General features: G+C 42.1%; 12 protein-coding genes. 2 read left to right on the plus strand and 10 right to left on the minus strand.

All coding sequences use genetic code 11. The features are described 5' to 3' along the window. Positions 1–5: 5 nt before the first annotated feature. Entirely contained in the window at positions 6–635 is a 630-nt protein-coding gene (gene rlmE / locus LMH66_RS06330; RefSeq protein ID WP_102526889.1) for a 23S rRNA (uridine(2552)-2'-O)-methyltransferase RlmE, read from the minus strand. 90 nt (positions 636–725) lie between these two features. Between rlmE and yhbY the strand changes: the two genes are divergently transcribed. Continuing rightward, entirely contained in the window at positions 726–1,025 is a 300-nt protein-coding gene (yhbY, locus tag LMH66_RS06335) for a ribosome assembly RNA-binding protein YhbY (RefSeq protein ID WP_055023703.1), read from the plus strand. Between the two features lie 153 nt (positions 1,026–1,178). On the opposite strand, the gene greA is transcribed toward yhbY, so the two are convergent. The 9 genes from greA to dnaK form a co-directional block, all read right to left on the minus strand. Then, positions 1,179–1,655: a transcription elongation factor GreA gene (gene greA / locus LMH66_RS06340; RefSeq protein ID WP_102526888.1), complete on the minus strand. Its 477-nt coding sequence runs from the start codon at positions 1,653–1,655 to the stop codon at positions 1,179–1,181. 266 nt (positions 1,656–1,921) lie between these two features. After that, the gene (gene carB, locus LMH66_RS06345) at positions 1,922–5,146 is read right to left on the minus strand and encodes a carbamoyl-phosphate synthase large subunit (protein WP_229368964.1); all 3,225 of its coding nucleotides are present in this window, start codon (positions 5,144–5,146) and stop codon (positions 1,922–1,924) included. 27 nt (positions 5,147–5,173) lie between these two features. Further along, positions 5,174–6,331, minus strand: coding sequence for a glutamine-hydrolyzing carbamoyl-phosphate synthase small subunit (gene carA / locus LMH66_RS06350; RefSeq protein WP_102526886.1), 1,158 nt, complete (start codon positions 6,329–6,331; stop codon positions 5,174–5,176). 180 nt (positions 6,332–6,511) lie between these two features. Beyond that, positions 6,512–7,324 (minus strand): 4-hydroxy-tetrahydrodipicolinate reductase, encoded by an 813-nt coding sequence (gene dapB, locus LMH66_RS06355; RefSeq protein WP_102526885.1) that lies wholly within the window; start codon positions 7,322–7,324, stop codon positions 6,512–6,514. Between the two features lie 52 nt (positions 7,325–7,376). Further along, positions 7,377–7,991, minus strand: a complete 615-nt coding sequence (locus LMH66_RS06360) for an FKBP-type peptidyl-prolyl cis-trans isomerase (RefSeq protein WP_102526884.1) — start codon at positions 7,989–7,991, stop codon at positions 7,377–7,379. A 101-nt stretch (positions 7,992–8,092) separates the two neighbouring features. Next, positions 8,093–8,890 (minus strand): M48 family metallopeptidase, encoded by a 798-nt coding sequence (locus tag LMH66_RS06365; protein ID WP_229368965.1) that lies wholly within the window; start codon positions 8,888–8,890, stop codon positions 8,093–8,095. Between the two features lie 187 nt (positions 8,891–9,077). After that, positions 9,078–10,319, minus strand: coding sequence for a DEAD/DEAH box helicase (locus tag LMH66_RS06370; RefSeq protein WP_229368966.1), 1,242 nt, complete (start codon positions 10,317–10,319; stop codon positions 9,078–9,080). A 143-nt stretch (positions 10,320–10,462) separates the two neighbouring features. Continuing rightward, positions 10,463–11,596 (minus strand): molecular chaperone DnaJ, encoded by a 1,134-nt coding sequence (gene dnaJ, locus LMH66_RS06375; RefSeq protein ID WP_102526881.1) that lies wholly within the window; start codon positions 11,594–11,596, stop codon positions 10,463–10,465. An 87-nt stretch (positions 11,597–11,683) separates the two neighbouring features. Further along, positions 11,684–13,603: a molecular chaperone DnaK gene (gene dnaK, locus LMH66_RS06380; RefSeq protein WP_229368967.1), complete on the minus strand. Its 1,920-nt coding sequence runs from the start codon at positions 13,601–13,603 to the stop codon at positions 11,684–11,686. Between the two features lie 274 nt (positions 13,604–13,877). Here dnaK and LMH66_RS06385 point away from each other — a divergent pair, with 274 nt between their 5' ends. Further along, positions 13,878–14,801, plus strand: a complete 924-nt coding sequence (locus tag LMH66_RS06385; protein ID WP_229368968.1) for a DMT family transporter — start codon at positions 13,878–13,880, stop codon at positions 14,799–14,801. The last annotated feature ends 26 nt before the right edge of the window (positions 14,802–14,827 follow it).

Raw genomic sequence — 14,827 nt, forward strand, 5'->3', positions numbered from 1 at the left:
GACTACTATAACTTGTAACCAGTCGCCACTATATACACTTCACGTGAACGTGGTCGCGATGAATCTGGTTTTCGTGTTTTAACTGTAGTGAAAGCTTGTCGAACTGCTTTCATATATTCGTCAAAGCCCTCCCCCTGAAAGACTTTAACCGCAAAGCTACCATTAGGTGCCAAAACTTGATGACACATATCTAGTGCTAACTCTACAAGATACATCGCCCTTGGTTGATCCACACCATCTGAACCACTCATATTAGGCGCCATATCAGAAAGTACAACATCCACTTTATCCTCACCTACACGGTCAAGTAAAGCATCTAGCACTTTCTCTTCACGGAAATCACCTTGTAAAAAGTCAACTCCCACGATCGGATCCATTGGTAAAATATCACAAGCTACCAATTTGCCTTTTTCACCCACTAACTTAACAGCGATTTGTGACCAGCCACCCGGCGCGGCACCTAAATCAACCACTGTCATGCCTTGTTTAATCAGTTTATCTTTCTGTTGGATTTCTTCCAACTTAAATGCAGCACGAGAGCGTAAACCTCGCTTTTGAGACAATTTCACATAGTGATCGTCAAAATGCTCTTGCATCCATCGGCTTGAACTTGCCGAACGTTTTTTCGTTGCCATTTAAATTCCGTAACGATTTGGAGTTACATAAAGCTTATATAAGGGTAGAATAGCCGTTTTTCAACAGTAACATTCAAAAAGTTGGTACAAATGAACTTAACAACCAAACAAAAACAGCATTTAAAAGGCCTGGCGCATAACTTAAAGCCAGTAGTGCTGCTTGGTGCTAATGGTTTGACCGAAGGTGTGCTGGCTGAAATTGATAGTGCACTCACTCATCATGAACTAATAAAAGTGAAAGTAGGCTCTTCTGATAGAGAGCTTAAAAATGCTGTCGTTGACGCGATTATTCGCGAAACTCAATCAACCAAAATACAGCTTATCGGACACACCTTAGTTATTTTCCGTCAGTCTGCTGAAATGAAAGTTGCCATTCCAAAAGCAAAATAATTTCGTCAAACAACTTAAGGTCTAGGGTTCATCTTGCAGTCAATACGATTCAAATGTTCATTCTGACCTAAAAAAACCACTGTTTAGCAGTGGTTTTTTTATAACTATAAAATATCAATCTTAAGTCGTAATTAATATTGATATTAAATGCAGTTAGATATATTCAACCGCAGTAATTTCATACTCAGCTGTGCCGCCTGGCGTAGTGATAGCCACTTCGTCATCAACACTTTTGCCAATCAGACCGCGAGCAATAGGAGAATTAACTGAAATTAAATTCTCTTTGATGTTAGCTTCATCGTCACCAACAATGCGATAAGTCGATTCAGCATCAGTATCAACATTTAAAATTGTCACTGTAGTACCAAAAATCACACGGCCAGAATTTGGCATTGAAGTCACATCGATGATTTGAGCGTTCGATAACTTGCCTTCAATATCGCGAATACGAGCTTCACAAATACCTTGTTCTTCACGTGCTGCATGATACTCAGCATTTTCTTTTAAATCGCCTAATTCACGCGCTTCAGCAATTGCAGAAGTAATTGACGGGCGACGCTCAAATTTTAATTCATCTAATTCTTTACGAAGCTGCTCAGCTCCAATAATCGTCATAGGGACGGTATTCATAATGTCTTATGTCTCCTTTAAAAACAAAAGCACCCCGTGCCAACCTAAGTCAGCACAGTTAAATCTCGATTAATTCGCATAGCGCACGATCTTTACAACATAAATGTTTTAATGATGTGGTGTCTTGCGTTGAGGATGCATCTAATGATGATGGTCTAAGCTTACATAAGCTTGAGTTTAGTTACTAGTGACTGTCAAAAAATAGTAATAAAAAAGGCTGCACGAATGCAGCCTTTTTAATCAAATCAGCAATAAATTAATCAAAATTAATTTTTAGCGATTCTTTCATGTAGTTCTTGTACAGAACTCACGTTATTTCTGTCATCAGCCGAATGCGCCATACAAGTAGCAAAGGCAGCATTTAGCGTCGTTGTGTAGTTCACTTTGTAACGTAGTGCACCACGACGAATTTGACGAGAATCTTCAATCGCTTGACGCCCTTCTGTCGTATTGATGATGTAAGTGTATTCACCATTCTTAATACGGTCGAGAATATGTGGACGGCCTTCGTGTACCTTGTTAACTAGACGAGGGTTAATACCCGCTTCGCCTAGAATAACTGCAGTACCGTGAGTTGCATCAATTTGATAACCCAACTCAATCAGCTCAGCAGCAAGTTCAGCGACACGTGCTTTATCACTGTTACGCACAGAAATTAACGCACGGCCAGACTTAGGCACTTCTGCTGTAGCACCAAGCTGTGCTTTAGCATAAGCTTCAGCGAATGTGTCACCTACGCCCATTACTTCACCCGTTGAGCGCATTTCAGGGCCAAGCATTGGGTCAACACCTGGGAACTTGTTAAATGGCAATACCACTTCTTTCACTGAGAAATACGGTGGGATGACTTCTTTAGTAAAGTTTTGCGACGCTAAGCTTTGACCCGCCATAACACGAGCGGCAATTTTCGCTAACGGAATGCCAGTTGCTTTAGACACGAATGGCACTGTACGTGCAGCACGCGGGTTAACTTCAATCATGTAGATTTCGTCATCTTTAACCGCAAACTGAACATTCATCAAACCAATAACGCGTAATTCCATTGCTAATTTTGCAACTTGCTCACGCATACGGTTTTGCACGTCTTCACTTAAGCTGTACGGCGGTAATGAACAACCTGAGTCACCTGAGTGAACACCGGCTTGCTCAATGTGTTCCATGATTGAACCAACAACCACGATTTCACCATCACAAACAGCATCAATATCAATTTCAATCGCGTTATCTAAGAAGCGATCAAGCAATACTGGTGAAGAGTTCGATACGCTAACAGCTTCATTGAAGTAGCGACGTAGATCTTGCTCGTCATAAACGATTTCCATCGCGCGGCCGCCCAGTACATACGATGGACGAACCACTAATGGGTAACCAATACGCTCAGCTGAAATTACCGCACCTTCAACTGTTGTCACAGTATCATTTTCTGGTTGCTTCATTTCAAGACGCTGAATCGCTTGCTGGAAACGTTCACGGTCTTCTGCGCGGTCAATTGAATCTGGGCTTGTACCAATGATAGGCACGCCTGCAGCTTCAAGTGCACGAGCAAGTTTAAGTGGAGTCTGACCACCGTATTGAACAATCACGCCTTTTGGCTTTTCAATACGTACAATCTCAAGTACATCTTCAAACGTAACCGGTTCAAAGTATAAACGGTCAGATGTATCGTAATCAGTTGATACAGTTTCTGGGTTACAGTTAACCATAATAGTTTCGTAACCGTCTTCACGTAATGCTAATGCAGCATGAACACAACAGTAATCAAACTCAATACCTTGACCAATTCGGTTAGGGCCACCGCCAAGAATCATGATTTTGTCGCGCGTTGAAGGCAGAGCTTCACATTCTTCTTCGTACGTTGAATACATGTAAGCGGTATCTGTAGCAAATTCAGCAGCACAAGTATCAACACGCTTATAAACAGGGTGCATACCGTAGCTATCACGAATTTTACGCACTTCAGTTTCACTCACACCCAAGATTTCAGCTAAACGTGAATCGGCAAAACCTTTACGTTTGAGCTTAAGTAAGAATTCTTGGTTAAGACCAGACATGCCCACTTCTGAAACTTTTGCTTCTTGAGCAATTAAGTCTTCAATTTGAACTAAGAACCAATGGTCAACATTAGTCAGTCTGAAGATTTCATCACGGCTTAGCCCAGCGCGGAATGCATCGGCAATGTACCAAATACGGTCACAACCAGGCTCTTTCAATTCATGACGAATTTGCTGCATGCTTTCTGGCAATGAAATATCAACAACAGAATCAAAACCGTTACGACCGACTTCTAAGCCACGCAGTGCTTTCTGTAATGACTCTTGGAAAGTACGGCCAATCGCCATCACTTCACCAACTGACTTCATTTGCGTAGTTAAACGGTCATTAGCGCCAGCAAATTTCTCGAAGTTAAAACGAGGAACTTTAGTCACAACGTAGTCAATTGCAGGTTCGAATGATGCTGGAGTGCGACCGCCAGTAATATCATTCATTAATTCATCAAGCGTGAAGCCTACAGCGAGCTTCGCAGCAATTTTAGCAATCGGGAAACCAGTTGCTTTAGAGGCTAATGCAGATGAGCGAGAAACACGCGGGTTCATCTCAATGATGACCATACGTCCTGTATTTGGACAAATACCAAACTGAACGTTTGAACCGCCGGTCTCAACACCAATTTCACGTAATACTGCTAAAGAAGCATTACGCATTAATTGGTATTCTTTATCCGTCAATGTCTGCGCAGGCGCAACTGTGATTGAATCACCAGTGTGAACTCCCATCGCATCGAAGTTTTCGATAGCACAAACGATAATACAGTTATCGTTACGGTCACGAACCACTTCCATTTCGTACTCTTTCCAACCAATTAGCGATTCATCAATCAATAATTCGCTAGTTGGAGAAAGCTCAAGACCTTGAGAACAAATGTCCTCAAACTCTTCTTTGTTGTATGCGATACCACCGCCACTGCCACCCATGGTGAAAGATGGACGGATAATACAAGGGAAGCCAACTTGGTCTAATACGCCGTGTGCTTCTTCCATTGTATGAGCAATACCAGCACGAGGACATTCAAGACCAATGGCTTTCATTGCAGTATCAAAACGACTACGGTCTTCAGCTTTATCAATTGCGTCAGCTGTCGCACCAATCATTTCAACGTTAAATTCTTTTAGTACGCCTTCAGCTTCTAGCTGAAGAGCACAGTTAAGTGCAGTCTGACCACCCATGGTAGGCAAAATCGCATCAGGTTTTTCTTTAGCGATAATATTGCGAACCACTTCCCAATGAATCGGCTCGATATAAGTTGCATCGGCCATTTCAGGATCGGTCATGATCGTGGCAGGGTTAGAGTTAACTAAGATAACTCGATAACCTTCTTCACGAAGCGCTTTACACGCTTGAGCACCCGAATAGTCAAATTCACACGCTTGACCAATGACAATTGGTCCAGCGCCTAGGATTAGAATACTTTTAATATCAGTACGTTTTGGCATTGCTTCTATCTTCTCCGAGTGACCTAACTATTTAGCGTTTGAACGAGATTGCTCAATCAATTCAATGAAATGATCAAACAGCGGTGACGCATCGGTCGGTCCAGGGCTCGCTTCAGGATGGCCTTGGAAACTAAACGCAGGTTTATCAGTAAGGTGAATACCTTGAAGTGAACCATCAAATAATGACTTGTGTGTCACTTTGATGTTCGCTGGTAGTGTAGCTTCATCAGCAGCAAAACCGTGGTTTTGGCTGGTGATCATCACATTACCTTTTTCAATATCGCTCACAGGGTGGTTAGCACCATGATGACCAAACTTCATTTTCAAGGTTTTAGCCCCTGATGCTAATGCCAGCAACTGGTGACCAAGACAAATACCAAATACTGGAATATCCGTTTTTAGTATTTCTTGAATGGCAGTGATAGCGTAATCACATGGCTCTGGATCGCCAGGACCATTTGATAGGAAAATCCCATCAGGATTCATCGCTAATACTTCTGCCGCTGATGTTTGCGCTGGTACTACTGTCACATCACAACCACGGTCAACTAACATACGTAGGATGTTACGTTTGATGCCGTAATCGAAAGCGACAACTTTATATTTAAGTTCTGATTCTGGAGTCTCATCAGGTAAACCACCGACTAAACGCCAGCTTGCTTTACGCCATTGATAAGTAGACTCGGTAGTGACTTCTTTTGCTAAGTCCATACCTTTTAAACCAGGGAATGCCTTCGCTGCAGCTAATGCTTTAGCTTCATCGATATCGCCGACCATAATACAGCCGGCTTGCGAACCTTTTTCACGTAAAATACGGGTCAATTTACGTGTATCAATATCCGCGATACCCACAACATTATTCGATTTTAAATAATCGCTTAATGACTGTTGGTTACGAAAGTTGCTGGCTAATAGAGGTAAATCTCTAATGATAAGACCACAAGCATGAACTGAATCAGATTCTGTATCTTCATCATTCGTACCGGTATTACCAATATGAGGGTAAGTTAAAGTTACGATCTGGCGAGAATATGACGGATCCGTTAAAATCTCTTGATAGCCTGTCATTGAAGTATTAAAAACTACTTCACCAACAGTGAGTCCATCGGCACCAATTGCTGTGCCAGAGAATACGGTTCCATCTTCGAGTACGAGTAAGGCAGACTGTGTCAACGCGACCTCCAAAAAAAAGAGCCAAGCCACTGAAATTATTTGTATTTAATTTTTACAAATCTACCAATTTACGAAATTTTGGCAAATTCCAGCGATTTTATATGAATTAAGTTAAAGCGTCTATGCTTAGTTATTTTATTTTGGGAAAATTTATTTCCAAAAAAAAACCACCGAAGGTGGTTTTTTTAAATATTAATTGAGTCCTAACACTTGCTGCATGTCGTATAAGCCTGAATCCTGATCGGATAACCAATAGGCTGCACGCATGGCACCATTAGCAAATGTCATTCGACTGGTCGCTTTATGAGTTATTTCAACTCGCTCACCGATATCGGCAAACATCACCGTATGATCGCCAACAATATCACCAGCACGAATAGTAGAAAAACCTATGGTATTTCTATCACGCTCGCCAGTCATACCTTCACGACCATAAACTGCGCACTCTTCAAGATCTCGGCCTAGGGTATCAGCAATCACTTCACCCATTTTTAACGCCGTACCAGAGGGGGCATCCTTTTTAAAACGATGATGCCCTTCAGTGATCTCAATATCAGTGTAATCGCCCATGACTTTCGCGGTTAGCTCTAATAGTTTCAGCGTTAAGTTAACGCCTACAGACATATTAGGAGCAAACACAACAGGTGTTTGCTCAGCAAACGCATTAATCATCTCTTTTTGAGCATGATTAAAACCTGTCGTACCAATCACAATCGCCTTATTATTTTTTGAACACCAATCAAGATGCACAAGCGACGATTCTGGAGAGGTAAAATCAATTAATACATCAAAATGTTCTGATGCTATGTCTAATGAATCTGTAATCGCAACATTCATAGTACCCACGCCAGCCAACTCACCAGCATCAACACCAATCAGTGTAGAACCTGTGCGTTCAACTGCGGCACCTAAATATATCATGTCATGTTGCTTAGCAGCTTCAATCAATGTGCGACCCATACGGCCACTGGCACCAACAACAGCGACTCTTACTTTTGCAGTCATGTCTTTCTCCCAGTGATACAAAAACGCCTAAGTTAAACTTAGGCGTTAATCATTAAACGATTTCTAACAATTCTACTTCAAATACCAACGCCGAGAATGGCGGGATTGAAGCACCAGCACCACGTTCGCCGTAAGCTAAGTGTTGTGGCACGAATAATTTAAGCTTGGTACCAACTGGCATTAGTTGTAATGCTTCAGTCCAACCAGCGATAACACCAGAAACTGGGAATTCAGCTGGCTCGCCACGAGCAACAGAACTATCGAATACTTCACCGTTGATGAAAGTACCGTGGTAATGAGCACGAATTGTTGAATCAAGAGTTGGTTTCTCACCTTCACCTTGAGCGATAACTTCGTACTGAAGACCAGACTCAGTCACAGTAATACCGTCACGTTTAGCATTTTCAGCAAGGAAGTTTTCGCCTTCAGCTGAAGCAGCTGCAGCAGCTTCTTCTTGAGCAGCTTGTAAACGACGGCTGATTTCAGTGAAAGCCACTTGTAAGTCTTCCATTGCAACAGCGCTTTCTTTACCTGCAAACGCATCCGCTAGACCAGCTTGTACTGCAGGGATATCGATACCTTCGAAAGAGTTAGCAGCTAGTTGCTCACCCATTTGACGACCTACACCGTAACTTGCTTGCTGTTCCATTGTGTTGAACTCTGACATAACGTATTTACTCTCAATTCATCAGTTAAAATTTGCGGGGCAGTTTAGCACACTTTATAACGCTATGGGCGCTAATCTGCGATGATAATGACTATTTTTCATTAGCCTTTTTTACATTGTGTTGGGGACTGTTTTTTTGCCGCTTGATATAAAGGGGTCACCTTAGTTTGTAGCGCTTGTAAATCAGATATACGGCTTGAGTGAGATGGATGAGTAGAGAACAATTCCGGCCCTTGCTCACCGCCAGCTTTCGCCATGTTTTGCCATAAAATAACACTCTTGGCTGGATTGAAACCTGCCTTGGCCATTAACTCTAAACCGAGTTCATCCGCTTCACTTTCTTGATCTCGACCAAAAGGTAATAAAATCCCTACCTGCGCGCCAAGCCCTAAGCCTGCCATATACATGTCTTTATTTGAAACACCACCAGCGCCTAGCGCTACATCCGCTAATTGCATGCCAGTATTGGTCATTTGAGCACGAGACACTTGCTCATTACCGTGTCTTGCCAATACATGTGCCACTTCATGCCCAATAACCGTTGCTAGCTGGTCTTCATCGCTTGCAACAGTTAACAGGCCTGTGTACACCCCGATATGACCGCCAGGCAACGCAAAAGCATTGACTTGTTCAGAGTCAAATACCACGACCTCCCATTGCAAGGATTGATCAGGAAGCTCTGCGGTTATCCTGTCAGCAATGCAACTTACGTAAGCGACTTTCTGTTTATCTGTACTGACCTTTTGCTCTTTTTTCATCGCAGCAAACGATTGCCCGCCCATTTCTGTCATTTGTGTTTTATCAAATAACAGTACCTGACTTCGCCCCGTGGGTGACTTTGTCGTTGCACAACCTGCTAATAACACTGGAAGCAGTAATGTCAGAACTAGTTTTTTCATATTACATCCCTTTAAATATCTTGTTTACGCGTTAAGCCTATCTAATTGCAATTATTTTAAACTATTCCACCCGTTGATTGCACCTTTAGCCATTCCAGCTTTAGCCAGTTGCAGTTACAGCTACAACTACAGTTACAGCTACAGCTACAGTCCATTGCAATATTACAGTCCGCTTTCAAATTCAGTATCAGCGTACCTGCTTCTTACTAAATTGACTGGCACTGCGTTTTTTAGCCGTCCGTCGATTAGCCTGTTTATCTTTAGGCGGCCTTTTACTATTAGGATCGATGGGTTTATCCGTTACGGGAAAGCCTTCGAGTTCACTTACCGGCACGGATAACTGGCTTAATTCGCGAATAGCATTAAGCCTTGGCATTTCAGCATGACATGTCAGAGATATTGCACAGCCGCTTAACCCTGCTCGTGCAGTACGACCTATTCGATGAATGTACACAGCTGCTTGCTCGGGTAATTCAAAATTAATCACCACAGGCAATGCGTCAATGTGGATCCCGCGAGCCATGACATCGGTTGCCACTAATACCGTTAACTGCTTTGCCTTAAATTGGTTCAAAGTATCTGTACGTAATGCTTGGTCTTTATCGCCATGTAAGGAAGCCGCTGTCAGTTTTGCTTTATGTATCTTCTTACATAAAGCATCAGCGTCACCTTTAGCATTCACAAACACCAACACTTGAGACCATTTATTACGTTTAATCAGATCAATGACTGCTTTTGCCTTACTGCCCTTATTGATGTGATAAATGGTTTGAGTAATATCTTCAACCGCTGTATTAACCACATTAGCTTCCAGCCTAATAGCATCTCTAGCTAATACCTGCTGAGTAAATTGCAGCAAAGGTTCTGGCATGGTGGCTGAAAACAACAAGGTTTGTCTTGTCGGCATAAGTGCAATAAGTGACTTAATATCGGCGAAAAAGCCCATATCTAATAAACGGTCAGCTTCATCTAGCACTAGGTGTTCTAGTGCTGCAAAGTCCACAGCACCTTGATTAACTAAAGCCAGTAGTCTTCCTGGCGTCGCAACAATCAGATTTGCAGGCGTTGATAAGCGTTCAATTTGTAGTTCTGTATCTTCGCCACCACATACCACCTCGACTCGAAGATCTAAGTCTGCACCTACTCTAGATAAATCCCCAGCCACCTGCGTGGCCAACTCTCGGGTTGGCACAACAACTAAAGCCAATAGTTTCTGGCTCAGTTTCTGAATTGGCTTTTGACTCATACTGTGCAAAATGGGTAAACCAAAAGCGTAGGTTTTGCCACTGCCAGTTTGCGCTAATGCCATTACATCCTGCCCTTGGATGATTTTAGGTATTGCCTGCTTTTGAATCTCACTGGGTTTCAACACTGAAGCAGGTAAAGCATCGACGAGTTTAGGGTTAAGTGAAAATGATGAAAACGACATATGATTACGCCTAATTAAACATGTGAACTCATTGAATCACGCTTTTAATAAGTGCTCAATAAGGTGATTTTATTGCAATAAAAAAGGCTGTTTACCATAGGTAATCAGCCTTTCAAAATATCAGCGTAATGTGTTTACAACGATTAACTGTTTAAATCGTGAAAAAACTTTTTAACGCCATCAAAGAAACCTTCAGCTTTAGGGCTATGTTTCTTAGATTCGCCTGTCAACGTTGCTTCGAATTCACGCAGTAATTCTTTTTGCTTTTCATTCAGGTTAACTGGTGTTTCCATCACAACCTTACAAAGCAAATCACCGACTGCATGACTGCGAACTGATTTAACACCTTTACCGCGTAAACGGAACATACGGCCAGTTTGGCTTTCTGCTGGGATCTTTAAGTTCACTTTGCCATCAAGTGTTGGCACTTCAATTTCGCCGCCTAAGGCTGCTTTACTGAATGAGATTGGCACTTCACAATATAAGTTGTTGCCATCGCGAACGAAGATATTATGTTCGCGTACCGTCACTTGTACGTATAAATCGCCTGGAGGTGCGCCAAATTCACCCGCTTCACCTTCACCAGATAAGCGAATACGGTCACCCGTATCAACACCAGCAGGAATTTTAACTGATAATGTTTTGCTCTTCTCAACGCGACCTTCACCATGACATTTCTTACATGGGTCTTTAATGATCTTACCGCGACCATGACAAGTCGGACACGCTTGTTGAACAGCAAAGAACCCTTGACGCATTTGCACTTGGCCTTGGCCATGACATGTGCCACAAGTCGTTGCAGAGGTGCCTTTTTTAGCGCCGCTGCCATCACAGGTATCACATGATGCGAGTGTAGGGATACGTAACTCTTTTGATAGGCCACGTACCGCTTCTTCAAGCGACAGCTCAAGGTTGTAACGTAAGTCACTGCCTCTAGCTGCTTGACGTTGACCACCGCCACGACGACCGCCACCAAAAATATCACCGAACACATCACCGAAGATATCACCGAAATCGCCAGCGCCACCATGACCACCGCCACCGCGGTTAGGGTCAACACCAGCATGACCAAATTGGTCATAAGCGGCTTTTTTATTGGCATCGGTTAGAATTTCGTAAGCTTCTTTAACTTCTTTAAAGCTTGCTTCAGCTTCTTCATCACCTGGATTACGATCCGGGTGAAACTTCATCGCCAAACGTTTATAGGCTTTTTTGACTTCTCGTTCACTAGCATCGCGACCGATACCTAGAACTTCGTAATAATCTCGCTTTGACATAATCTCAGTTTTCTCAAGCAGGTATTGTACGAACGGGCGTTAGAGATTTCTCTCAACGCCCGCCTGAAAGTTAACTAACTAATTAGTTTACTTTTTGTCGTCTTTTACTTCTTCAAACTCAGCATCAACAACGTCATCTTCAGGCTTAGCTTCTTGTGCATCTTGTGCAGGAGCTTCACCTTGTTGCGCTTGTGCATTCGCTTGAGCAATTTCCATTAACTTAGCTGACGCTTCCATTAATGCTTGAGTTGCTTTATCAATCGCTTCTTTGTCGTTACCTTGAGTTGCAGTATCAACTTCAGCCATTGCAGCTTCAATTTTCTCTTTTTCTTCAGCTGGTAGTGCTTCGCCAGCTTCTTCGATTTGCTTCTTAGTCGCATGAACCATGCCATCAGCTTGGTTACGCGCTTGAACTAGCTCTTCGAATTTAGCATCTTCGTCAGCATGTGCTTCAGCATCACGTACCATTTGCTCTACTTCTTCGTCACTTAGACCAGAGTTAGCTTTAATAGTGATGTTTTGTGCTTTACCGGTTTTCTTGTCAGTTGCTGATACGTTTAAGATACCATCTGCATCGATATCAAAAGATACTTCAACTTGTGGTTGGCCACGTGGAGCAGGCTCAATACCTTCAAGGTTGAATTGACCTAGAGATTTATTGTAGCTCGCTTGCTTACGCTCACCTTGAAGTACGTGAATCGTTACCGCACTTTGGTTATCTTCAGCAGTTGAGAACGTTTGGCTCGCTTTAGTCGGGATAGTGGTGTTCTTCTCGATAAGCTTAGTCATTACGCTACCCATGGTTTCAATACCAAATGATAGTGGTGTAACGTCAAGTAACAATACATCTTTTACGTCACCAGAAAGAACACCAGCTTGAATTGCCGCGCCTACAGCTACAGCTTCATCAGGGTTAACATCTTTACGTGGCTCTTTACCGAAGAAATCAGTTACTGCAGCCTGTACCTTAGGCATACGAGTTTGACCACCAACAAGAATAACTTCGTTGATATCAGAAACTGATAAGTCAGCATCAGCTAGAGCAACTTTTAGTGGCTCTAAAGAACGTTGAATTAAGTCGTCTACTAAAGACTCTAACTTAGCACGAGTGATTTTAACCACTAAATGCTTAGGACCTGTTGCATCAGCAGTGATGTAAGGTAGGTTAACTTCAGTTTGAGTAGTGCTTGAAAGTTCAATTTTCGCTTTTTCTGCAGCTTCTTTAACACGTTGCATAGCTAGCGGGTCATTACGTAGGTCTAGACCTTGCTCTTTTTTGAACTCATCAGCTAAATAGTTGATTAGACGGTTATCAAAATCTTCACCACCTAAGTGAGTGTCACCGTTAGTTGCAAGTACTTCGAAAGTTTGGTCGCCATCGTTGCTATCGATTTCAATGATAGAGATATCGAAAGTACCGCCACCTAAATCGTATACAGCAACAACATTGTCGCCTTGCTTCTTATCGATACCGTAAGCTAATGCAGCAGCAGTTGGTTCGTTGATGATACGTTTAACATCAAGACCAGCAATACGACCAGCATCTTTCGTTGCTTGACGTTGTGAATCGTTAAAGTACGCAGGAACAGTAATAACTGCTTCTGTTACTTCTTCACCTAAGAAGTCTTCTGCAGTCTTTTTCATCTTTTTCAAGATTTCAGCAGAAACTTGTGGTGGTGCCATTTTCTTACCGTGAGCTTCAACCCATGCATCACCATTGTCTGTACCAATGATTTTGAACGGCATGATGTCAACATCACGTTGAACTTCGTCATCTTTAAAACGACGACCGATTAAACGCTTAATCGCGAAGAAAGTGTTAGTTGGGTTGGTAACAGCTTGACGTTTAGCTGGTGAACCCACCAATGTTTCATCTTCAGTGTATGCGATGATTGATGATGTAGTACGTTCGCCTTCAGCGTTCTCAATTACGCGAGCTTTGTCGCCATCAAGGACAGCAACACAAGAGTTCGTTGTGCCTAAGTCAATACCAATAATTTTGCCCATGAGGATCTCCGAAATATAAATTTTAGTGTTTCTAAATTTGCTTATGGTTGTTGATATGGGGTCAGGATTTGTAATTTCAAGTCCTAATTTTTTAGCCTCTCATATCAGCCTTACTGCATATATTGGGACAGCGATCTAAATTACAAGGGCGAGATCGTAAATTTTATTAAAAATATCTTAAGCAATGAGAAAATAAGTAGTGCACCCACTTTGTATATTGCATACAATATCGGAAATTATTAAGCCTACGTTTTATTTTCAATTAGGAAAGACAGTGTCGAATACTTCTCTAGCTTATATTTATGGCCTATTGGCCGTATTGTTATGGTCAACTGTCGCGACAGCTTTTAAAATAGCGTTGGGTTATTTCACCCCATTACAGTTAGTTTTTGTTGCCGTCATCACCTCTATTTTCGCCTTAGGTATCATTGTTATCGCCCAAGGTAAATTTGGCTTAATCGCTAAGCAATTTATCAAACGCCCTCTCTTTTATTTATTCACTGGCCTATTGAATCCGTTTTTATACTATTACGTATTGTTTGAAGCTTATGATTTATTGCCCGCTCAACAAGCCTTATCCCTGAACTACACATGGGCTATTTTATTACCCATTTTAGCCGTACCTTTACTTGGCCATAAATTAACTAAGATAGATGTACTTGCAGCGATTATTGCGTACAGCGGGGTTTACGTTATTGCTAGCGGCGGGAACCTCACCAGTTTTAATTTTGACAGCCCTACAGGTATCGCATTTGTGTTAAGTAGTACTGTTATTTGGTGCTTTTACTGGGTGATTAATACGAAAGATGACGGCGATGCGATTGTTAGTTTATTACTGAGTTTTTTAATCGGCTTGCCTTTTGTTACAGCCGCAATGATGCTACACCAACCCATTGAAGCGATCAGTTGGTCAGCGCTCGTGGCTGGGATGTATGTTGGCTTATTTGAAATGGGTTTAACATTCGTGCTTTGGTTAATGGCACTTAAAACCACTGATAAGACCTCCAATATCACCACGCTGGTTTTCCTCACCCCAGTATTATCTGTCGGGTTAATATCAGTCATATTAAAAGAGCAAATAACTGTGAGCACTTATATTGGCTTGTGCTTTATATTATCTGGCTTAATGCTACAAAAAATATTGCCAAAACTGCTGCCTAAATTGAATCGTTTCTCAAAAGTAAAATATGCCAGTTAGCTGCTAATATATTGCACTATCATGCA

Origin of the sequence: Shewanella sp. 10N.7 (assembly GCF_020806285.1) — a bacterium.
Classification (GTDB): domain Bacteria; phylum Pseudomonadota; class Gammaproteobacteria; order Enterobacterales; family Shewanellaceae; genus Shewanella; species Shewanella electrodiphila.

Coding starts and splice junctions, on each gene's coding strand:
- rlmE (WP_102526889.1), bottom strand. CDS start 635: ATGGCAACGAAAAAACGTTCGGCAAGTTCAAGCCGATGGATGCAAGAG.
- yhbY (WP_055023703.1), top strand. CDS start 726: ATGAACTTAACAACCAAACAAAAACAGCATTTAAAAGGCCTGGCGCAT.
- greA (WP_102526888.1), bottom strand. CDS start 1,655: ATGAATACCGTCCCTATGACGATTATTGGAGCTGAGCAGCTTCGTAAA.
- carB (WP_229368964.1), bottom strand. CDS start 5,146: ATGCCAAAACGTACTGATATTAAAAGTATTCTAATCCTAGGCGCTGGA.
- dapB (WP_102526885.1), bottom strand. CDS start 7,324: ATGACTGCAAAAGTAAGAGTCGCTGTTGTTGGTGCCAGTGGCCGTATG.
- LMH66_RS06360 (WP_102526884.1), bottom strand. CDS start 7,991: ATGTCAGAGTTCAACACAATGGAACAGCAAGCAAGTTACGGTGTAGGT.
- LMH66_RS06365 (WP_229368965.1), bottom strand. CDS start 8,890: ATGAAAAAACTAGTTCTGACATTACTGCTTCCAGTGTTATTAGCAGGT.
- LMH66_RS06370 (WP_229368966.1), bottom strand. CDS start 10,319: ATGTCGTTTTCATCATTTTCACTTAACCCTAAACTCGTCGATGCTTTA.
- dnaJ (WP_102526881.1), bottom strand. CDS start 11,596: ATGTCAAAGCGAGATTATTACGAAGTTCTAGGTATCGGTCGCGATGCT.
- dnaK (WP_229368967.1), bottom strand. CDS start 13,603: ATGGGCAAAATTATTGGTATTGACTTAGGCACAACGAACTCTTGTGTT.